The sequence below is a fragment of the Streptomyces diastatochromogenes genome, from assembly GCF_002242805.1.
Taxonomy (GTDB): domain Bacteria; phylum Actinomycetota; class Actinomycetes; order Streptomycetales; family Streptomycetaceae; genus Streptomyces; species Streptomyces diastatochromogenes.
In genome coordinates this window covers 752,969-773,038 of record NZ_MCGQ01000007.1, presented here as the reverse complement: position 1 = coordinate 773,038, position 20,070 = coordinate 752,969, and the positions used below count along the sequence as shown (strand labels likewise).

16 protein-coding genes are annotated in these 20,070 nt (G+C 71.9%); 7 read left to right on the top strand and 9 right to left on the bottom strand.

The window, feature by feature from the left end:
* Window positions 1-143 precede the first annotated feature (143 nt).
* From BEK98_RS08125 to BEK98_RS08100, 6 genes are all read left to right on the top strand, one after another.
* Window positions 144-572 (top strand): GNAT family N-acetyltransferase, encoded by a 429-nt coding sequence (locus BEK98_RS08125; protein ID WP_094215678.1) that lies wholly within the window; start codon window positions 144-146, stop codon window positions 570-572.
* 91 nt (window positions 573-663) lie between these two features.
* Window positions 664-1,749, top strand: coding sequence for an LLM class flavin-dependent oxidoreductase (locus BEK98_RS08120; protein WP_094215677.1), 1,086 nt, complete (start codon window positions 664-666; stop codon window positions 1,747-1,749).
* On the top strand, window positions 1,746-2,330 hold the full coding sequence (locus BEK98_RS08115; protein ID WP_094215676.1) for an FMN reductase: 585 nt from the start codon (window positions 1,746-1,748) through the stop codon (window positions 2,328-2,330). Before BEK98_RS08120 ends, BEK98_RS08115 begins: the two co-directional genes overlap by 4 nt.
* A gap of 123 nt (window positions 2,331-2,453) precedes the next feature.
* Window positions 2,454-3,188 carry a response regulator transcription factor gene (locus BEK98_RS08110; RefSeq protein ID WP_094215675.1) on the top strand — a complete coding sequence of 245 codons (735 nt, stop codon included), beginning with the start codon at window positions 2,454-2,456 and terminating at the stop codon, window positions 3,186-3,188.
* Window positions 3,188-4,603: a sensor histidine kinase gene (locus tag BEK98_RS08105; protein WP_094215674.1), complete on the top strand. Its 1,416-nt coding sequence runs from the start codon at window positions 3,188-3,190 to the stop codon at window positions 4,601-4,603. The genes BEK98_RS08110 and BEK98_RS08105 overlap by 1 nt, the downstream gene beginning before the upstream one ends.
* A gap of 189 nt (window positions 4,604-4,792) precedes the next feature.
* Complete coding sequence (locus tag BEK98_RS08100; protein WP_208643043.1) at window positions 4,793-6,064, top strand: ArgE/DapE family deacylase; 1,272 nt, start codon at window positions 4,793-4,795, stop codon at window positions 6,062-6,064.
* On the opposite strand, the gene BEK98_RS08095 is transcribed toward BEK98_RS08100, so the two are convergent.
* Both BEK98_RS08095 and BEK98_RS08090 read right to left on the bottom strand, forming a co-directional pair.
* Entirely contained in the window at window positions 6,048-7,868 is a 1,821-nt protein-coding gene (locus BEK98_RS08095; protein WP_094215673.1) for a phosphatidylglycerol lysyltransferase domain-containing protein, read from the bottom strand. The genes BEK98_RS08100 and BEK98_RS08095 overlap by 17 nt on opposite strands.
* Window positions 7,869-7,969: 101 nt before the next feature.
* Window positions 7,970-8,251 carry a hypothetical protein gene (locus tag BEK98_RS08090; RefSeq protein WP_094215672.1) on the bottom strand — a complete coding sequence of 94 codons (282 nt, stop codon included), beginning with the start codon at window positions 8,249-8,251 and terminating at the stop codon, window positions 7,970-7,972.
* Window positions 8,252-8,329: 78 nt separating this feature from the next.
* On the opposite strand from BEK98_RS08090, the gene BEK98_RS08085 reads away from it, so the two are divergent.
* Window positions 8,330-9,160, top strand: a complete 831-nt coding sequence (locus BEK98_RS08085; RefSeq protein ID WP_094215671.1) for a M55 family metallopeptidase — start codon at window positions 8,330-8,332, stop codon at window positions 9,158-9,160.
* Between the two features lie 12 nt (window positions 9,161-9,172).
* Here BEK98_RS08085 and pstB read toward each other — a convergent pair whose 3' ends face one another.
* The 7 genes from pstB to pstC all read right to left on the bottom strand — a co-directional run bounded on the left by pstB (window position 9,173) and on the right by pstC (window position 19,902).
* A complete protein-coding gene (pstB, locus tag BEK98_RS08080) occupies window positions 9,173-10,048 on the bottom strand; it encodes a phosphate ABC transporter ATP-binding protein PstB (RefSeq protein WP_094215670.1) in 876 nt (291 codons plus the stop codon).
* Between the two features lie 27 nt (window positions 10,049-10,075).
* The gene (locus tag BEK98_RS08075) at window positions 10,076-10,984 is read right to left on the bottom strand and encodes a sortase (RefSeq protein ID WP_167444097.1); all 909 of its coding nucleotides are present in this window, start codon (window positions 10,982-10,984) and stop codon (window positions 10,076-10,078) included.
* 74 nt (window positions 10,985-11,058) lie between these two features.
* Complete coding sequence (locus tag BEK98_RS08070; protein ID WP_094215668.1) at window positions 11,059-13,053, bottom strand: Ig-like domain repeat protein; 1,995 nt, start codon at window positions 13,051-13,053, stop codon at window positions 11,059-11,061.
* 139 nt (window positions 13,054-13,192) lie between these two features.
* Window positions 13,193-15,826: a hypothetical protein gene (locus BEK98_RS08065; RefSeq protein ID WP_094215667.1), complete on the bottom strand. Its 2,634-nt coding sequence runs from the start codon at window positions 15,824-15,826 to the stop codon at window positions 13,193-13,195.
* The gene (locus BEK98_RS08060; RefSeq protein WP_094215666.1) at window positions 15,823-17,490 is read right to left on the bottom strand and encodes a phosphate ABC transporter substrate-binding protein PstS; all 1,668 of its coding nucleotides are present in this window, start codon (window positions 17,488-17,490) and stop codon (window positions 15,823-15,825) included. Before BEK98_RS08060 ends, BEK98_RS08065 begins: the two co-directional genes overlap by 4 nt.
* Entirely contained in the window at window positions 17,490-18,833 is a 1,344-nt protein-coding gene (pstA, locus tag BEK98_RS08055) for a phosphate ABC transporter permease PstA (RefSeq protein WP_094215665.1), read from the bottom strand. The genes BEK98_RS08060 and pstA overlap by 1 nt, the downstream gene beginning before the upstream one ends.
* Window position 18,834: 1 nt before the next feature.
* Window positions 18,835-19,902, bottom strand: a complete 1,068-nt coding sequence (pstC, locus tag BEK98_RS08050) for a phosphate ABC transporter permease subunit PstC (RefSeq protein WP_094215664.1) — start codon at window positions 19,900-19,902, stop codon at window positions 18,835-18,837.
* Between the last annotated feature and the right edge of the window lie 168 nt (window positions 19,903-20,070).

Here is a 20,070-nt window from a genome sequence, read left to right as displayed (position 1 = left end):
AGGCGTGCTGAGCCTCTGGGGGCGAGGCGTTCGGCCTGGAGGGGGCCGTGAAGGCACATGCGCGGCTGGCTGAGTGGCGCGGTGCCTGGGCGGTTGGTGCTGGTGCCGTAGTGCGGGTGGGAGCTGGCCCCTAGGGTGCGGGCATGAAGATCGTTGAGTTGGAGCCGGGGGATCCGCGGCTCGGGGCCGAGGTGCTGCCCGTGCTGCGGGAGCTGCGTCCGCATCTGACCGAGGAGCTGTTCGCCCGGGTGTATGCGGAGGGGAGTCCGCAGGGGCTGCGGTTCTCCGCCGCCTACGACGAGGACGGGGCCTGTGTGGGGGTGGCCGGCTGGCGGGTGCTGGTCAACACCGTCTCGCTGCGTCAGCTGTACGTCGACGACCTGGTGACCAGCCCGTCCGCCCGGTCCGGCGGGGTCGGCCGGGCGCTCCTCGGGCACCTGGAGGAGCGCGGCCGGGCGCTCGGCTGTCAGGAGCTGAACCTCGACTCGGGTACCCAGCGCACCGCCGCTCACCGCTTCTACCTGCGGGAACGGATGGAGATCGGGGCCTTCCACTTCGTGAAGCCGCTGTAGGGGGGAGCGGCGGGAAGGGGGGAATAGCTCGGACCCGGGCGCCGTTCCAGGGGTATAGTTGAACCGTCAACAACCTGGAGGGTGAGCGACCATGCAGTTCGGGATCTTCACGGTCGGCGACGTCACGCCGGACCCCACCACGGGGCGTACGCCGACCGAGCGCGAGCGGATCAAGGCCATGGTCGCCATCGCGCTCAAGGCCGAGGAGGTCGGGCTCGACGTGTTCGCCACCGGCGAGCACCACAACCCGCCCTTCGTGCCGTCCTCGCCGACCACGATGCTCGGCTACATAGCCGCGAAGACGGAGAAGCTGATCCTCTCCACGTCCACGACCCTCATCACCACCAACGACCCGGTGAAGATCGCGGAGGACTTCGCGATGCTCCAGCACCTGGCCGACGGGCGGACGGACCTGATGATGGGGCGCGGCAACACCGGGCCGGTGTACCCGTGGTTCGGGCAGGACATCCGGCAGGGCATCAACCTGGCCATCGAGAACTACGCCCTGCTCCACCGGCTGTGGCGCGAAGACGTCGTCGACTGGAAGGGGAAGTTCCGGAGCGCGCTGCAGGGGTTCACGTCGACACCGCGGCCCCTGGACGGCGTACCGCCGTTCGTCTGGCACGGCTCCATCCGCTCCCCGGAGATCGCCGAGCAGGCCGCGTACTACGGCGACGGCTTCTTCCACAACAACATCTTCTGGCCCGCCGACCACACCAAGCAGATGGTCGAGCTGTACCGGACCCGCTACGCCCACTACGGGCACGGCACGCCGGAGCAGGCGATCGTCGGGCTCGGCGGCCAGGTGTTCATGCGCCGCAACTCGCAGGACGCGGTGCGTGAGTTCCGACCGTACTTCGACAACGCGCCGGTCTACGGGCACGGGCCGTCCCTGGAGGACTTCACCGAGCAGACCCCGCTGACCGTGGGCTCCCCGCAGCAGGTGATCGAGAAGACGCTGAGCTTCCGCGAGTACGCCGGTGACTACCAGCGTCAGCTGTTCCTGATGGACCACGCGGGGCTGCCGCTGAAGACCGTGCTGGAGCAGCTCGACATGCTGGGCGAGGAGGTCGTACCGGTGCTGCGCAAGGAGTTCGCGAACGGCCGCCCGGCGAACGTGCCGGAGGCTCCCACCCACGCTTCCCTGCTCGCCAAGAACGAGGTGACCACCGTATGAAGCTCGTCGTCGTCTCGGCGGGGCTGAGCGTCCCGTCCTCCACCCGGCTGCTGGCCGACCGGCTGGCCGCCGCCGTGGACCGGCACACGCCGGTGGACATCCAGGTGGTCGAGCTGCGCGACCTCGCGGTCGAGATCGCGCACCACTTCACCAACGGGTTCCCGGGCCGCGCCCTGGCCGCCGCGCTGGACGCGGTGACGGAGGCGGACGGGCTGATCGTGGTCACGCCGGTGTTCACCGCGTCGTACAGCGGGCTGTTCAAGTCGTTCTTCGACGTGCTGGACAAGGACGCCCTGGCGGGCAAGCCGGTGCTGATCGCGGCGACCGGCGGCACGGCCCGGCACTCCCTGGTGCTGGAGCACGCGCTCCGTCCGCTCTTCGCCTACCTGCGGGCCGTGGTCGTGCCCACCGCCGTGTACGCCGCCTCGGAGGACTGGGGCGCGGAGGGCCTGCCCGAGCGGACCGAGAAGGCCGCGCAGGAGCTGGCGGCCCTGATGCAGGGGCTGTCGGCGGCCCGGCCGGCCGAGGACGACAGCGCCGTGGTGCCCTTCGCGGAGCAGCTGGCGCGACTGGGCGCCTGACGGTGAAAAGACGGTAGGCCTCCGGCCGAGGTTGCCCCTGTGACGGTGAGAGCCGGGTAAAAAGGGTGATCGTAGACCCGCTCGTCCCGGCCGAACCGCCGGAGGCCTTGGCAGACTGGGGATGTGCCCCAGACTGTGCTGCTCGCCGAAGACGACCGTGCCATCCGTCACGCCCTGGAGCGTGCCCTGAGCCTGGAGGGGTACGAGGTGACGGCGGTGGCCGACGGCGTGGAAGCGCTGGCGCAGGCCCACAAGACCCCGCCGGACGTGCTCCTGCTCGACGTGATGATGCCGGGCATCGACGGGCTCCAGGTCTGCCGGGTGCTGCGGGCCGAGGGCGACCGCACCCCGATCCTCATGCTCACCGCCCTGGTGGAGACCGCCGACCGGATCGCGGGCCTGGACGCCGGCGCCGACGACTACGTGGTCAAGCCGTTCGACGTGGAGGAGGTCTTCGCACGGCTGCGGGCCCTGCTGCGGCGTACCAGTCCGGTGGCCGCGGGCGGTGGCAGCGCGGCTCCCGGCGGTGACGGCGGGCGGGAGGTGCAGGTCTCCGACCGGCAGGTGGAGGCCGCGGGGATCCGTATGGACCTCCAGGCCCGCCGGGCCTGGCGCGGCCGGCGTGAGCTGGAGCTGACCCGCACCGAGTTCGAGCTGCTGGAGCTCCTGGTGCGCAACGCCGGCATCGTCCTCGACCACTCCACGATCTACGACCGTATCTGGGGCTACGACTTCGGGCCCGGCTCCAAGAACCTCGCCGTGTACGTCGGCTACCTGCGCCGCAAGCTGGACGAGCCCGGTGCTCCCCAGCTGATCCACACCGTCCGGGGCGTGGGTTACGTGCTGCGGGAGGACTAGTGGGCCGCCGCTGGCGGCTGCCGGCCGGGCCCCGGCCCAAGCTCGTCTCTCTGCGCACCACCTTCGCGGTGTCCTTCGCGGCCGTCACCGCCGCCGTGACGATCCTCGTCGGCATCCTGTCCTACGGCTCCGCGGCGCGCCTGGTCCGGGTCGACCAGCAGTCGGTGTTCACGCAGGTCGTGCAGGACGTGCAGGACGAGGTACGGCAGCACGAGATGGTCCCGGAGGACTTCTCCTCCTCCCGCCCCGGCCATGATCTGGTCCGGCCGGCCCGGACCGACGTACAGGTGCTCGGCGCGCAGGGGCAGATCGTCGACCACGGCAGTCCGGTGCTGCCCGTCACCGTCCGGGACAAGGCCGTGGCCACCGCGGAAGCGGCCGGCCGGGTGGTTCAGCACAAGGACGTCCAGGTCGACACGGACCTGTTCCGCATCGCCACCATCTCGCTCGGCGACGGGAAGGGCGCGGTGCAGGTCGCGCAGGAGTTCAGCGACACCGAGGATCTGCTGCGGGCGCTGCAGCAGCGGACGCTGATCCTGATGGCGGCGGTCGTGGTGGCCGCGGGGTTGTTCGGCTGGTGGCTGGCCCGGCGGATCACCCGGCGTCTGGTGATACTCACCTCCGCCGCGGAGGTCGTGGCCCGCACCCGGCAGCTGGGCATCGAGGTGCCGGTCGCGGGTCTGGACGAGGTGGGGCGGCTCGGGCGTGCCTTCGACCGGATGCTGGGGCGGCTCGCGCAGTCCGAGGAGGATCAGCGGCGGCTGGTCCAGGACGCGGGGCACGAGCTGCGGACGCCGCTGACGTCGTTGCGTACGAACATCTCGCTGCTGCGCAGGATCGACGAGCTTCCGCCGGCGACTCGGGAGGAACTCGTCGCCGATCTCACGCAGGAGGCGCGGGAGCTGACCGATCTGGTCAATGAGCTGGTCGATCTCGCGGCGGGGCAGTCCGACACGGAGCCGCCGCAGCGGGTGGATCTCGCCGATATCGCCGAGGACGTGATGGGGCTGGCCAAGCGGCGTACGGGGCGGGAGATCGTGTTGCGGACCAGTGGGGACACGCGGACGGACGGGCGGCCGGGGATGCTGCAGCGGGCCTTGTCCAATCTGGTCGAGAACGCGGCGAAGTTCGATCGGGGCGGGAAGGAGCCGATCGAGATCAACATCATGGGGCCTTCGCGGCCGGGGACGGTGCGGGTGGAGGTGCTGGACCGGGGGCCTGGGATTGCGGAGGGTGATCTGATTCGGATCTTCGACCGGTTCTATCGGGCTGCCGATGCGCGGTCTCTGCCGGGGTCGGGGCTCGGGTTGTCCATCGTGCGTGAGGTTGCCATGGCGCATGGTGGGGCGCCGTTCGCCTTTCGGCGGGAAGGGGGCGGGGCGGTGATTGGCTTCACGGTGGGGGGCGGGGTCTGACGCCTCGGCTTCGCCTTCGGCTTTGAGTGTTCCCACCCGCACCACCCGTACAGCCATCGTCGTCGGGTGCGGGTGGCCCCCGTGGGGCGGATTCGCCGTCGGCGGGTGCGGGTTGCCGTGTGGGGTGTTCCCCGTGGCTCGTGAGGGTCATGATCGGGGCGGACGTGTTGCCTCGGGAGGGGAGTTCCCGTGCTCAGTGATCAGGAGGCTGCTGCCCTCGCTCGTGTCGACGAGGCGGCCGTCGGGCGGATGCTGATGGAGCTGATCCGGATTCCGAGTGTGACCGGGAGTGCCGCCGAGTCGGAGATTCAGCATCGGCTGGGCGGGTGGCTGGAGCGGCTCGGGCTCGAGGTCGATCTGTGGTCCATGGATCTGCCCGCGCTGCTGGCCGACCCGGCGTTTCCCGGTATGGAGGTGCCGCGCGAGGAGGCGTGGGGGCTGGTGGGGCTCACCGAGGGCGGCGGTGACGGGCCGACGTTGATTCTCCAGGGCCACGTGGATGTCGTACCGCCCGGGGATCCCGCCGCCTGGGACGGGGATCCGTTCGTGCCGCGGGTGGTCGGGGACGACCTCGTGTACGGGCGGGGTGCCTGTGACATGAAGGCGGGGGTCGTCGCCCATCTCGCCGCGCTCGCCGCCATCAGGGCCGCGGGGCTTCGGCTGCGGGGGCGGGTTGCCGTGCATTTCGTCGTGGGGGAGGAGGACGGTGGGATCGGTGCGTTCGGCACGCTGAAGCGGGGGTACGGCGGTGACGCCTGCGTCATCACCGAGCCGACCGGGGGGACGCTCATCACCGCCAACGCCGGTGCGCTGACCTTCCGCCTCTCCGTGCCGGGCAAGGCCGCCCACGCCAGCTCGCGGGACGCCGGGGTCAGCGCGATCGACGCCTACCTGCCGCTCCACGAGGCGTTGGCCCGCCTGGAGGCGTCCCGCAACGCCGACCCCTCACCGCTGATGGCCGAGTACCCGATCCCGTACGCCCTCTCCGTCGGCACCCTGCGGTCCGGTGACTGGGCGAGCAGCGTGCCCGACCTGCTGGTCGCCGAGGGGCGGCTCGGGGTGCGGCTGGGTGAGGAACCGGCCGGGGCGCGCGCTGAGTTCGAGCGTTGTGTGGCCGAGGCCTGCGCCGGGCACCCCTGGCTGCGAGAGCATCCGGCGAGCGTGAGCTGGACGGGTGGGCAGTTCGCGAGCGGGCGGCTCGCGGAGGGGCATCCGTTGCGGGACGAGGTGCGTGACGCCTGCGCCGACGCCAACGGCTGGGCGAGCCGGCCCCGGGAGCGCGGGGCGCCGTACGGGAGCGATCTGCGGCTGTACGCCGGGGCCGGGATCCCGACGCTGCAGTACGGGCCGGGGGACGTGCGGGTCGCGCACAGCCCCCGGGAGTGTGTGTCCCTTCGTGAGGTGGTGGAGGTGGCGCGGACCCTCGTGCTCACCGTGCTGCGGACTACCGGGGTGAAGTGACCTCCGGGCAGGTCCGGTGCCTGCGGCGGGTGAGGGCCGGGAGGGCGGGTGGGGCGAGGAAGCCCTCCGCCCGGGCGCTCGCCAGGCCGATGCGCGGGATGTCACTGCTCTTCGCGAACAGCAGGAACCGCGGCTCCCACACCGGGCGGTACTTGGCGTTCGCGCGGTACAGGGACTCGATCTGCCACCAGCGGGAGAAGAAGGTGAGGACCGAGCGCCAGAGGCGGAGCACGGGCCCGGCGCCGAGGCGGGAGCCGCGTTCGAAGACCGAGCGGAACATCGCGAAGTTCAGGGACACCCGCTGGACACCCAGCTCCTCGGCCCGCAGCAGGAGTTCCACGACCATGTACTCCATCAGGCCGTTCTCGCAGTCGCGGTCGCGGCGCATCAGGTCGAGGGAGAGGCCCTGTTCGCCCCAGGGGACGAAGCTGAGCAGAGCCCGGGGGACGTCGTCCGCGTCCCGGCACTCCAGCATCACGCAGCGGCCGTCGCCGGGGTCGCCGAGGCGGCCCAGGGCCATGGAGAAGCCGCGCTCGGTGGTGCCGTCGCGCCAGTGGTCGGCGCGGTCGACGAGGAGGGCCATCTCCTCGTCCGGGATCTCCTCGTGGCGGCGGATGCGGACCGTGTAGCCGGCCCGGCGGACACGGTTGTGGGCCTGGCGGACCACACGCATGGCCCGGCCTTCGAGGGTGAAGTCGGCCAGGTCGACGATCGCCTCGTCACCCAGTTCGAGGGCGTCAAGACCGTGGCGGGCGTAGACGGTGCCGGCCTCCTCGCTCGCGCCCATGACGGCCGGCGTCCAGGCGTGGCGGCGGGCCTCGGCCAGCCAGGCGTCGATGGCGCCGGGCCAGGCCTCAAGGTCGCCGAGGGGGTCGCCGGAGGCCAGGCTGACGCCGCCGACGACGCGGTAGGTGACGGCCGCCTTGCCGCTGGGGGAGAAGACGACGGCCTTGTCGCGGCGCAGCGCGAAGTAGCCGAGGGAGTCGCGTTCGCCGTGCCGGTCCAGCAGCGCGCGCAGCTTCCGCTCGTCCTCCGCGGCCAGCAGGCAGGCGCCTCGGGGGGCGCGGAAGCAGGCGTAGAGGACCAGGAGGAAGGTCGCCGCGATCAGGACGTTGACGATCACGTCCGTCCAGCGGGGGGCGTCGACGGCGTCGACACGGTCGGCGAGCGGGCCGACGCTGATGCCGCGCAGCAGGGTGTAGGCGATCTCGTCCTTGAGGGTGGCGCCGGGCAGCTTGTTCGTCTCGTGTACGAGCAGGGTGCCGAGGGCGGCGCTGAGCAGGGTGCCGCCGGTGCCGACGGCGAGCGCCAGGCGCGGGTTGGAGCGGTCGCCGATGGCGTCGAACTCGCGTCGGCCGAGCAGCAGGGCGGCCACGAACAGGCCGGTCAGGGTGGCGGAGAGCCAGTTGAAGAGGTGCTCGCGGTAGGGGTCGCGGGTGAGGGCGAGGACGTAGAGGGAGAAGAGCGGGCCGGCCAGGAGGAGGTTGAAGACCCAGGCGGCACGCTTGCGGCGGCGCATCACGACCGCGAGGAAGAGGGCGAGGGCCGCCGAGCCCAGGCCGGCGGTGGCCAGGTACGGCGTGAAGAACGCGCCCCCGTTGTGCTCGTGCACCTCCTCGCGGAACGGCAGCGAGACGACCGCCACGATGTTGAGCACCACCTGCAGACGCAGGTACCAGACAGTGGCCGTCGCCGCCCGCTTCCGCAGCCGGCCGTCACCGGTGCGCGGGAAGGAGATGCGGGCGCGGGGTTTGCGCTGAGCGGGGACCTGTGGGGTGTTCAGGCTCGACTGCTGTGCGGGCATGGTGGCGGGCACCTTGGGGAGGGGGACGGGGCAACGCTGACCCTACAGCTCGTAGGGTACCGCTCATGTGTACGGGTGTACACATGTCTGCGCACAGGATCTCATCCCGGTCCTTCGCCGCCGCGCCGGGCCGCCGCCAGGGTCCACGCCAGGTTGCCCGCCGCCGCCCCGGCCGCCACCACGGCGACGATCACCCCGCCGGTCGCCAGGCCGTCGCTGAACAGGTGCGGGCGCCGGTCGAGGCTGTGCAGCCCGAAGCCGCACAGCTCGTACACGCCGACGGCGGCGACGAGGAGGCTGCCGAGCAGCAGGGTCAGCGTCGGGGCGAGACCGCGCACACCGGCCTCCCGCGCTGGGCTGGGCTCCGTTTCCGTGTCCTGCATGGTGTTCCCCCGAAGAACAGACGTGTGGCCGTTGGCGGTTGGGAACCTACATTACGTAGGGTCGATAGGGTCGGCGGTGTGCGGATATATCTGAGCGTGGACATGGAGGGCATCACCGGGCTCGTCGACGCCGACGACGTCCAGCCCGGCGGCCGGGACTACGAGCGGGGCCGCTCCATGATGGCCGAGGACGTCAACGCGGTCGTGCGAGGCGCGCTGGCGGCGGGCGCGACGGACATCCTCGTGAACGACGCCCACGGGCCGATGCGCAACCTGCTGCCCGAGGCGCTGCACCCGGCCGCCCGCCTGGTCCGCGGCAAGCCCAAGCAGATGGGCATGCTGGAGGGGCTCGGGCCCGAGTACGACGCCGCGCTCTGTGTCGGCTACCACTCCCGCGCCGGTGCCCTGGGCGTGCTCAGCCACAGCTTCATGGGCCACGAGATCGAGGACATCTGGCTGGACGGCCGCCCCGTCGGGGAGATCGGCCTCGCCCACGCCACCGCGGCGGCCCTGGGCGTCCCCGTGGTGGCCCTCACGGGTGACGACGCCGCGTGCGCGGAGATGACGGCGTGGGACGCGTCGGTCGTCACCGTCCCCGTGAAGTACGCCCACGACCGGTTCGCGGCCAGACTGCGCCCGGCGGCCGAGGCACGCGAGGCCATCGAGGAGGGCGTGGCGCGGGCGCTGACTCAGAGGCCCGCGCTCCCGCCGGCCCCCGCCGCCGAGGCGACCCTCGCCGTCCGCTGGCAGTCCGCCTCGGTCGCGTCCACGCTGCTCGGCATCCCCGGGGTCACCGCGGACGACAGCCGGACGGTCCGGGTGAGCGGCGACCTTCCGTCCCTGTACCGGCTGTTCGGCGTGTGGATGCGCGTGGCGGCCTCGCTCACCAACCAGCCGCCGTACTGCTAGGGCCCGCGAGTCTCAGCCGAAGCGTCCCGCCACGTAGTCCGCCGTGCGCTGGTCCGCCGGGGCGTTGAACATCTGTTCGGTCTGGCCGTGTTCGACGATGCCGCCGGGGGTGCCCTGCTCGGCGAGGAAGAAGGCGCACTGGTCGGAGACGCGGGCCGCCTGCTGCATGTTGTGCGTGACGATCACGATCGTGACCTGGCCCGCGAGTTCGTGGATGGTCTCCTCGACCCGGCGGGTGGAGGTCGGGTCGAGCGCCGAGCACGGCTCGTCCATGAGCAGCACCCGGGGCCGTACGGCCAGCGCGCGGGCGATGCACAGGCGCTGCTGCTGGCCGCCCGACAGCGCGCCGCCGGGCTGGCGGAGCCGGTCGCGGACCTCCTTCCACAGGCCCGCCCGGCTCAGCGACTCCTCCACCAGCTCGTCCTTCTGGCGGCGGCTCACGCGCGTGCCCGTGAGCTTGAGGCCGGCCACCACGTTGTCGTAGATCGACATCGCGGGGAACGGGTTGGGCTTCTGGAAGACCATGCCGATCCGGCGGCGGGCGTCGGTCAGGCGGCGCTCGGGGGCGTAGATGTCCTCGCCCTCGAAGAGCACCTCGCCGCCGAAGGCCGCGCCGGGGATCAGCTCGTGCATGCGGTTGAGGGTGCGCAGGAAGGTCGACTTGCCGCAGCCGGAGGGGCCGATCAGGGCCGTCACCCGGCCCGCGGGCATGGTCAGCGAGACCCGGCTGAGTACCTGGTGGCTGCCGAACCAGGCCGAGACCGCGCGGGCCTCCAGGGTGGCGGGCGCGGCGCCGGGGACGGGGACGGGGGCTGCCACAGGCAGTACGGCGGTGTCGGTCACGGCTGCGTCGGTCACGTCGGTTTCGGTCACTGCGGTCTCGGTCATGGTGGCCACCTCTGGTCGGGCAAGGAGTTACAGCAGGTTCGGGAGCAGTTCGGTGGTGCGTGTGGCGACCTGGAGGCCCAGCACGGCGACTACCGGCGCGAAGACGATCCACGTCTGGTGGCGGCCCCAGCGGTGCCACGTCCACACCGCGGCGACGGACGCGAGGAGCAGCGCCTGCAGCCACAGCACCAGCGGCCAGGGCACCCCGGAGGGGCGGGCCAGCGGCTGCTCGGAGTCCGGCAGGGTGCCTGAGCGGATCACGGCCGCCGGGGTCTGGAAGGGCGCGGAGATCAGGTCGGCGTCGACGCGCAGGATGCCGCCCGGCATGAAACGGGGGCCGGTCGCGGTGGCCAGCACCAGGCGGCCCTTGCCCGCGGCCGGCGGGACGGGCGCCGGATCGCCGGCCCGCCGTACGTCGATGACCTGGTACTTGGCCTTGCCCTGGCCGGTGGTCACCGTGAAGGTGTCGCCCGCGGCGAGGTCGGCCAGGTGCCCGAACGGGGCGCCGTACGCGGCCGCCCGGCCCATCAGCACGCTGGTCCCGGCCTGCCCGGGCATCGGGGTGTCCCGGCGGTGACCGGGGCCGTCGGTCGTGACGGCGGAGTCGGTGCCCTCGAACACGACCTGGTTCAGGCCGAGACTCGGTACGTCGATGAGCGCGACCGGTGTGCCCGGCGCCAGCAGCTTGCCCTGCTGGTCGGTCTGGGCCACGGGGGCCGTGCCCAGGGCGAGCTGCTCGCGCAGCTCGTCGAACGCGGCGTGCTGCGCGCTGTGCTGCTGGACGCCGCTGAGGAGCAGCAGCTGGGCGGTGATGCCGAGCAGCAGGGCGGCGAGGCTGAGCAGGCCGCCGCGGGCCAGGTGGCGGACGGCGGTGACGCCGCGGACGCGGGTGCGCGGCGCGGCCGGTGCGAGCGTGGTCGGTACGGCGACGGTCACGTCGGCCCGCCTCCTTCGCTGGGGGTGGGGGCCGCCGGGGAGACCGGGCGAGGTCTCCCCGGCGGCCGGTCGGGTCAGGTGGACTTGATGGTGAAGTTGGCGCCGGTCTTGGCCGCGACCGTGGCCGAGCCCGCGTAGAAGGCGTGCAGCGTGTGCTTGCCGCGGCTCAGCTTCGGCAGGGTGATGGTCACCTTGCCGCCGCTCAGCTTGCCGGTGGCGAGCACCTTGGAGCCCTCGTAGATGCGCACGGTGCCGCCCGGGGTGGTGCCGGTCGCGGTGACCTTCACGGTGACCTTGGCCTGGGCGGTGTGGCTGATGGAGGAGGGGGCGGTGGAGCTGACCGACGCCGTCGCCTTGGTGATCTTCAGCGTGGCCGTGGTCGAGGACGCGTTGAGCTTGCTGTTGCCCGCGTAGGAGACGGACAGCGTGTGCGTGGTGACCTTGAGGTGGTTCGACAGGCCGATGGTGACCTTGCCGGACGCGTCCAGGGTGCCGGTGCCGAGGACCGTGGAGCCCTCCTTCACCGTGACCTTGCCGGTCGGGGCCACACCGTGCGAGCCGGCGACGGTGACGACGACCTTCGGGATCTTGCCGTAGGCGGTGGTCGCGGCGGTCGCCGTGGTGGTGCTCTTGAACTTCACCGAGCCGGACCAGGTGGCCGCGGCACCGGTGCCGTTGAGGTTGGCGCCGGCGACCGTGGCGCTGTAGGCGCCGTTGGCCAGGCCCGTGAAGGTGTACGAGGTGGCGCTCGCCGGAACGTCCTTGACGGTGACGGCACCGTCGGGGGCGGTCAGCGTGATCCGGTAGTCGGTGAGCGGCAGACCGGTGGGGGCCGGGGCGGTCCAGGACAGCTTCAGGCTCGCGTCGCCCGGGGCGCCCTTCAGCCCGGTCGGCGCGGAGGGCGTCGAGGTGTCGATGCCCGACTCCTCCAGGCCGCCCAGCTTGGCGTGCTTGTTCACGCTGACGGAGCCGTTGTACGGCTCGTTCACGAAGCCGAAGCTCGCGATGACACCCTCGGCGGCGTCCGAGGCCAGCGCGGCGTCGTGGCTGCCGGTGGTCACGAAGACGTCGTAGAGGTCCTTGTCGAAGAAGACGCTGTTCGGGTCGATCGCCCGGGACGGCACGACGTTGTAGACGTCACGGCCGAAGGTGGCGTTCTCGTAGTAGGCGTTGACCGGGGCGAGCTTGCCGTTCACCGTCGTCACCGGGCTGGTGGCACCGGTGTCGTCGGGCAGCTGCACGGCGGCGAGGTGACCGCCCGCGGCTGCCGCGTCCTTGCTGAAGTCGGGGGCCACGCCGTTGTTCTGGGCGATCCAGGAACCGACCGAGAAGGGCACCAGCGCGCCGTCCTCGGTGAGGGCCGCATCGGCCTGGTTCTCCTGGACCGTCGGGATGTTCGGGGAGAGCGTGGCGTCCGTCAGGCCGATCGCCGCCAGGAAGAACTTGCGGGTGCCCGAGCCGCTCTGCGGGATCTTCGGGTGCACGGTCTGGCCGCCCACCTGGGTGAGCGCACCGGAGTAGATGTCGTGCAGCTGGTCCTGCGTCAGGCTGTTCAGCGCCGAGCCCTTCACCGCGACGCCGACCGCGTCCCGGGCGAACGGGATGTAGGTGAGCGCGGTGCCGGAGGTGGACGGGCCGCTGGAGGAGCGGGCGAAGTCGACCTGGCCCTTGATGGCGACGCCGGAGGAGTCCGGGTACTTGTCACCGGTCAGCGACTCGCTCAGGGCCAGGCGGCCCTTGCCGGAGCCGTTGGGGCGCAGGAAGGACGGGCCGCCCGAGCGGGTGGTGATGTTCGAGCTGGTGGAGCCGGTGCCGGGCTCGATCGCGTCGTAGGAGGCGATGCCCGCGCCACCTGCCGACTTCACGGCCGTACCGGAGTAGCTCTTGCCGTTGACGGTGTCGCCGGCCAGGGCGTTGAGCACGTCCTGGGTGGTGTCGGAGCCCACGCCGACCAGCTGGCGGAAGGTACCGGTCGGGGTGGGGTCGGCGTACGCCGGGCTGGCCAGAGCCAGGCCGCCGGCCACCACGGCGGCGGCGACGAGCGCCGCCGTAGAGCGCGTTCTGCGCATCGGGAAGTCTCCTGACGGTAGTGCGTCGGTGCGGGAGAGGGGATCTGGCAGGGTGGTACGGGCCGTCCGCCCCGACTGCCTTTCGGGGCGGGCGGCCGTCTGTGGGGGCGCCCGGTGCGGGCGTCCCGGTCCGGGGGCCCTAGGGCAGCCGCCTGCGCAGCCGCTCGGGCAGGGTGAAGGCCGGTACGACGGTCACCGTGCGGCCGCCGGGCAGCGGCACCCGCAGGGGCAGCCGGAGCCGGGTGCCGCCCGCGAAGGGCGCGCCGAGTCCGGCGAACGCGCCGAGCGCGGCACCGACCGGTACGGCGTAGCGCAGCGGGTTGGCGGGGTCGGCGGGCGTGTTGCCGGCGGCCGTGGTCTCCACGGCCTTTCCGCCGTCGTACGACGCCTGGGCGCTGGGCGTGGCACTCGCGCCGCCGTCCGCTCCCGTGCCGCCGTCGCCCGACGTGCCGCCGGAGGTGGCGCCGCCCGAGCCGTCGCCGGTGCCGCCGGAGGTGTCGGCGCCGCCGGTCCCGCCCGAGCCCGAGTCACCGCCGGTGGAGTGCGGCCCCTTGTAGTGCAGGAGGGCGTCGGCCGCCCGCAGCGCGCGGTCGCGCAGGGTGCGGGAGAGCGGGGCGTAACCGTCGGGCAGGCGGCCCGGGTCGGCGCCGCTGACCTGCCCGGCGCCCGCCGCGTAGCGCAGCAGCGCCGCGTAGTCCGCGCGGGCGTCGGCCTTCAGCGAGCCCGGCCGTACGGCCGCGTAGACCAGCTGGGCCAGCGGGTAGGCGCCCTTCGCCTTGGCGTTCGCCGGGGTGATCTCGGCGACGTCCTTGCCGGAGGCGCTCTTGGCCGCCTCGGTCAGAGCGGTGGCGGTGGGGGCGACGAACGTGCCTGCCGTGTTGCGCAGCCGGGCGGTCTGCAGGCCGTACCGTTCGGCGGAAGCCGCGTCGGTGACCGTGATGACGAACCGGGAGCCGACCGTCTGCGGGCCGGGGCTGCGGTACGCGGGCGGGTTGGACAGCGGGTCCCAGGTCGACTTCCACAGGGTGTCGGCGCGCCGGGTGTGCAGGGCGCCGGCGTGCATGTCGTCGACGTACGGGTGGAAGTCGGTCATGCACTGCCGGGCGTCCTTGGGAGCGTCGGTGCCGGGCGGCACCGTGCACCAGGGGTCGCTCTTCGGGTACTCGTCGACGTGCGCGGGCTCGAAGGCGAGACCGGAGGGGTTCAGGTCCGCGTTGGTGCTGTAGTACGGGTCGACCCGCATGCCCCAGTCGTCGGAGACCCCGGAGAGGAACTGCCGGGCCTCCTTGTCGGCGAGGATCCACTGCCACACCGCGCGGGCGCTGTCGGAGTGTCCGAGGGCGGTCATCAGGTCGGTGTCGGTGGCCGGGGTCTCGGCGACCGACAGATACGCGAACTCGGGGTTGAGCGCGATGAACTCGGGGTCGCTCGCCAGGCCCGCCGGGTTGTTCTTCGCCCAGCCGTACCCGTGGGCCGCCTTGCCGCCGAGCACCGAGCCCCAGGTGGAGTTGCGGTACGACTCGGTGAGCAGCTTGGCGACCAGCCGGGGCGTCAGTCTGATCGACTCGACCTTGGTGCCCGCCTGTTTCCTGATGTCCTCGGGTGCCCCGGCCTTGGGTCTGCGTTCGATCGTGAACCCGATGACCGCCCCGGACAGCGCCACGGGCGCGTACGTCGTCGTACCGGACGGCGCCGACGTGCCGTCGTCGGCGCCCAGCGCGCGGGTGGTGAAGCCGAGGCCGAAGGTCTTGTCGGTGCCGAGCCGGGAGCGGGTGTCGGGCTCACCGAGTTCCGTGTAGCCGTACACCTTGCCGGACGGGCACAGGGCCGCCTGCCAGCTGGTCACGGCGTCGGCGACCAGCTCGCTGCCGGTGGTGGGGCGCTCGTCGCTGCCCAGCGGGCAGTTGCTGCCCACCTGGTTGAAGCGCAGCGGGATCGCGATGCGGTTCTGCCAGTTGGTCGAGGAGACCGGGGAGCCCGCGTTGACCTGGCTGTGGTCCGCGTACGGCTTTCCGTCCAGGTCGAGGCGGCCCTGCGGGACGATCACCAGCCAGCAGGAGCGCGGCTTCGTCACGCCGTTCTGGCTGACCGGGGCGCCGCAGCCCAGGTGCGGGGCCTCGTTGGCGGTCTGTACCTCGAAGTACTCCTCGCCGTGGCCGTTCGCGCCGGTGCGGGCGAAGTCGACCTCGTTGGTGGTGTTGTGGTTGAAGAACCGGTTGTTCTGGGTGTTGGTGGTGACCGTCTCGCCGGTGACCGACTTGAACGGCACCTCGCCCGGGACGCCGGGGGGCTGGGCGGCGCCGTAGCGGTTGTCCTCGCCGTAGTTGGTGGGGTCGGCGCTGTAGAAGACCTGGCGGGTGTCGTCCAGCTGGTTGCCGGGCCAGTTGCCCCGGTCGGTGGTCGGGGAGGCGCCGTACTGGCACTGGGTGCGGGGCGGTCCGGGGTTGCCCGGGACGCTGTGGTCGTCGTCGCCCCAGCACTGCATGATCTGCACGAAGTCGGTGTTGAACGAGGTGCCCGCGAAGGTGGTCGGGGTGCCGCCGGTCCAGGAGACCTTGATCGCCTGGCTGGTGAGGTGGCTCGTCCGGTCGACGGTGAACCTCATGTCCTTGAACTCGCCCCGCCCGGCGACGGTGACCGCCGAGCCGGCGGGGGCGGCGGTCGCGGAGGGGGCCGCCTGGGCGACCGCGAGGCCCGCGAGGGCGCCCACGGTGGCACCGGCGAGGAGGCGGATCAGGGCGCGCCGGACGCGGCCGGGACGTCTGCGGATCATCGCCGGTCACCGTCCTTGGCGGTGTCGTGCGACCGGGCGCCGACCAGACGGGAGACGACCGAGGGCAGCAGGACCAGACCGAGCACCAGGAACGCGGCCAGCAGCATCAGTGTCTGGGTCGCGGTCCAGCCGTGGCCCGCGGCGACGGCGACCGGCTGGGCGAGGGCGACCGTGTTGGCGGCGCCCGTACCGCCGCCGCCCGAGCCGCCGCCCGCGCTCGCGCCCGGCGCGATGGTCTGCCCGGTGTCCGGGTCGACGGACGGGCCGCCGCTGCCGCCGGTGCCTGCCGTACCGTTTCCGCCGGTGCCGGAGGAGCCGCCGCTCGTCGTACCGCCCGCGCTGGACCCGCCGCCGGAACCGCCGTTCCCGTCATCGGACTTGGCGCCGCCGCTGCCCGTGGTGCAGGGCGCGGCGCCCTTCTTGTCGCAGGGCTTCGGGTAGGGCGCGGTGTCGGCGAGCCGGTTGTGGCCGTCCGGGGTGAACGTCGGGTTGTTGCACCGCTTGATGTTGATGTTCTGCGCCTGCACGCCCGGGATCCGGCGGATCTGATCGAAGCCCGCCTTGACCAGGTTGATCGGCAGCGGCGAGTAGCCGAGCTTGGGCGCCTGCTGCTGGCCCTGGCACATGAAGTAGTACGAGAACGCGCCCAGTGTCTTGCCCTTGACCTGGCTGAACGTGCCCCGCACCTTGAGCGGCAGGATCATGTACGAGTAGCTGGACAGCGGGTAGTTGCGCCGGTCGGAGTCGTTGTAGACGCCGTCGAGCTGCTGGGTGAGGTAGTCCGGGGAGCTCTTGTTCGTGTTGATCCGGGCCTTGAGCAGCGAGACCGCGACGTTCTGCGGGGTCGGCTCGGTGTAGTAGCCCGAGTGGTTGAGGACCTTTGCGACCGGGTAGTGCGCGTTGAGCGCATAGGAGTAGTTGACGTACCCGATCGCGCCCTCGCCGTAGTTCTGGGCGATGTAGCCGGCCACGCCGAGGTCGCCGGACTGGGCGATCATCCCGGGGACGGTCGGGTAGATCGAGGTCTGCCCGCAGGAGCCGGAGCGGCCGACCCTGCGGCAGTAGGCCTGCCACAGGGCCTTGTGCTGGTTGGTCATCCACAGCGTGAACTGGGCGCTGGAGCCGGAGCCGTCCGAGCGGACGACCGGGACGACGGTGCGGTGGGGCAGCTGGAGGCCGGGGTTGTCGGCCCGGATCGCGGGGTCGTCCCAGGTCTTGATGACCCCGGTGAAGATCTTCGTGACGACGTCGCCGGACAGGCGCAGGTTGGTGACGCGCTTGCCGTTGACGGTCAGGTGGTACATGAAGACGGTGCCGCCGGCGACGATGGGCATGTAGGCGTAGGAGCCCGCTGCCGGGCGTTCGGCTGCCGATCCGTCGGTCGGGTGGGTCTGGAACGGGATGTCGGAGACGGCGAAGTCGACGGTGCCGGAGAGGAACTGGCGGCGGCCGTCCGAGGAGCCGGTGCCTGCGTAGCTGATGCGCATGCCGTACTGGTTGACGGCGCGGCGCCATTCGTCCACGGCGTTCTCGGCCCAGGTGGAGCCGGCGCCGGAGATGGGGGTGTAGCTGTCTGCGGAGGCGGGGGTGGCTGTGGTGAGGATGCCTATGAGTGCGGCCAGGATGCCCAGCCGGCGTAGGGCTCTTGTGAGGTGGCTGAGCATCAGTTGTCGCCTTCGTTGTCGGGTGCGGGTGCGTTGTGGCTGGTCGCGCTCCGCGGCGGAGCCGCTGATTGATGCAGTCCCGCGCCCCTGGGTTGGTCGGGCTCGTCGGTGTTGTCTTGGGTGCCGTCGGCGAACAACTTCAGTCCCGGGGCGTGAAGTTCGGCGTACCTCTCCGCATCCCGGCGGGACGCCCGCGCCGCCCTCCGCGCCTGGCGCTTGTTCTGGTGGCCCGGGCCGCGGCCGCCGATGACGCGGGCGATGGCGAACAGAACCAGGACCAGGGCCATCAGGACCGCCGCCGCGCCGAAACCGCGGGCGATCATCGTCGGTTCGGGGGACTTGACGAAGTTGAAGACGGCGAGGGGCAGGGAGATCATCGGGCCGCTCGTCGGGTCGGCGTTCAGCGCCGCCGTGAAGCCGGCGGTGAGCAGGACCGGCGAGGTCTCGCCGATGCCGCGCGCGGTGCCGAGGATGACGGCCGTGGCGAGGCCCGAGCGGGCGGTGGGCAGGACCACGTGCCACACCGTGCGCCAGCGCGGGGCGCCCAGGGCCTCTGCCGCCTCCGTCAGCGTGCCCGGCACCAGCCGCAGCACCACGTCCGCCGCCCGGATCACGATCGGCAGCATCATCACGCTGATCGCGAAGCCCGCCGCGAGTCCCGACTTCTGCATGCCGAGCCCGAGGATCCAGGTGGCGTACACCATCAGGCCGGCCACGATCGACGGCAGCGCGGTCATCGCCTCGACGATGGTGCGGACGAACCGGGAGAAGCGCCCGGGGATCTGGTTGAGGTACACCGCGCAGGCCAGGCCCAGCGGGACCGTGATCACCAGGGCGATGGTGATCATGGTGAGGGTGCCGAGCATCGCGTGTGCGATGCCGCCGTTGGTGAGCGGGTCGAGCGGGCCCGAGGCCTGCATGTCCTGGGTGAAGAAGTTGGCGTGCGGCAGCGCCTCGCGGCCGCGCCAGCCGGTGAAGCCGACGACCAGGGCGAGCGCGACGAACAGCAGCGTGGCCGCGCTCCACAGCACGACGGTCATCACCCGGTCCCGTACCGCCTGCCCGTTCTCCTCCAGGCCGGTGAGCACGGCGTAGATGAGGAGGAAGCCGAGGTAGGCGGTGACGGTGAAGCCCAGCGCGCCGGAGAAGGGCGCGAGTTGGCCGAACAGCAGCACGGCCGTGCAGAGTCCCGAGGCGGCGGCGCCGGTCAGGGACAGCACCCCGGAGCGGGTGGGGCCGCCGATGCGGCGGGGGACGTCCGGGAGTTCGTCGGCCGGCTGCGGGGCGGCCGCGGTCTCCTCGACGCCGTTGTCTCGTACGGCGTTCTCTTCCACGACTGTCATGTCAGGCCTCGCTCTGTGCGCCGGACCGGGAGCGGGCCACGACCGTCGACGCCGTGAAGTTGACCGCCAGGGTGAGCAGGAACAGCGCCAGGCCCGCCGCCATCAGGGCCGACATGCCGAAGGTGGACGCGTCGCCGTAGTGCAGGGCGATCAGCGAGGAGACGGAGTTCGCGCCGGTCTGCAGGATGTGCGGCTGGATGGTGAAGACGGGCGAGATGATCAGGTAGACGGCGATGGTCTCGCCGAGCGCCCGCCCGAGCCCCAGCATGGTGCCGCCGATGATCCCGCCCTTGCCGTACGGCAGCACGACCGAGCGGATCATTCCCCAGCGGGTCGCGCCGAGGGCGTAGGCGCCCTCCCGTTCGCCGGCCGGGGCCTGGGCGAACACCTCGCGCATCACCGAGCACTGGATCGGCGCCACCATCAGGGCGACGACGAGCCCGGCGATGAAGGTCGAGGCGGTGTAGACGCTCTCGGAGGCCAGCGGCTCGCCCGGCTGGGTGCCGTCCACCGTGAAGAGCGGGAACCACCCGAACCAGTCGGACAGCCAGCGCGACAGCCCGATCACATGTCCCTGCAGGAAGAACAGCCCCCACAGCCCGTACACCACCGACGGTACGGCCGCCATCAGGTCGACCATGGTCACGAGCGTGCGCCGCAGCGGGCGCGGTGCCACGTCGGAGATGAACAGGGCGGTGCCCACGGCCAGCGGCACGGAGATGGCCACGGCGACGAGGGCGATAAGCAGCGTCCCGGTGAGGACGGCGGCGATGCCGAACCTGTGGACGTCCGGCTGCCATTCGGCGGTCGTGAGGAAGGCGAACCCTCTGACCTTCAGCGCCTGTCCGGCCCGGAGCAGCAGAAACAGGCCAACGCCCGCCATGATGGCCAGGACGGCGACGCCGGTGGCCGTCAACTGATACCGGAAGATCCGGTCCCCGAGACTCCGTGCGGCGAACGCCTTTCGCGGCAACGGCCGTTCAGGTTTCTCCGGCTCTTCGGATCTGCTGGGCTCCGCTCTGCCGGATCCCTCTACCGCGGACACCACGTGTGGCCCTCCATGCGACATGAAGCGACATGTACGGGAACGGCGTCCCCGCGCTGGGAGAGTCAATGGCTGGATGCTGTCGCTACCGGGCGCCATAGACGGCCCGTAGATGAATGGTTCATGTCATCTCGGTGCAGGAGTCGTGTGTGTAGTGGCCAAGCTTCGGTTGGTTCACTTCGACGGCGACAA

Bases quoted from the DNA above. Each gene is read 5' to 3' on its own strand.
- BEK98_RS08065 (WP_094215667.1), bottom strand. From the start codon at position 15,826: ATGATCCGCAGACGTCCCGGCCGCGTCCGGCGCGCCCTGATCCGCCTC.
- BEK98_RS08070 (WP_094215668.1), bottom strand. From the start codon at position 13,053: ATGCGCAGAACGCGCTCTACGGCGGCGCTCGTCGCCGCCGCCGTGGTG.
- pstC (WP_094215664.1), bottom strand. From the start codon at position 19,902: ATGTCGCATGGAGGGCCACACGTGGTGTCCGCGGTAGAGGGATCCGGC.
- BEK98_RS08120 (WP_094215677.1), top strand. From the start codon at position 664: ATGCAGTTCGGGATCTTCACGGTCGGCGACGTCACGCCGGACCCCACC.
- pstB (WP_094215670.1), bottom strand. From the start codon at position 10,048: ATGACCGAGACCGCAGTGACCGAAACCGACGTGACCGACGCAGCCGTG.
- BEK98_RS08115 (WP_094215676.1), top strand. From the start codon at position 1,746: ATGAAGCTCGTCGTCGTCTCGGCGGGGCTGAGCGTCCCGTCCTCCACC.
- BEK98_RS08125 (WP_094215678.1), top strand. From the start codon at position 144: ATGAAGATCGTTGAGTTGGAGCCGGGGGATCCGCGGCTCGGGGCCGAG.
- BEK98_RS08095 (WP_094215673.1), bottom strand. From the start codon at position 7,868: ATGCCCGCACAGCAGTCGAGCCTGAACACCCCACAGGTCCCCGCTCAG.
- BEK98_RS08090 (WP_094215672.1), bottom strand. From the start codon at position 8,251: ATGCAGGACACGGAAACGGAGCCCAGCCCAGCGCGGGAGGCCGGTGTG.
- BEK98_RS08060 (WP_094215666.1), bottom strand. From the start codon at position 17,490: ATGCTCAGCCACCTCACAAGAGCCCTACGCCGGCTGGGCATCCTGGCC.
- pstA (WP_094215665.1), bottom strand. From the start codon at position 18,833: ATGACAGTCGTGGAAGAGAACGCCGTACGAGACAACGGCGTCGAGGAG.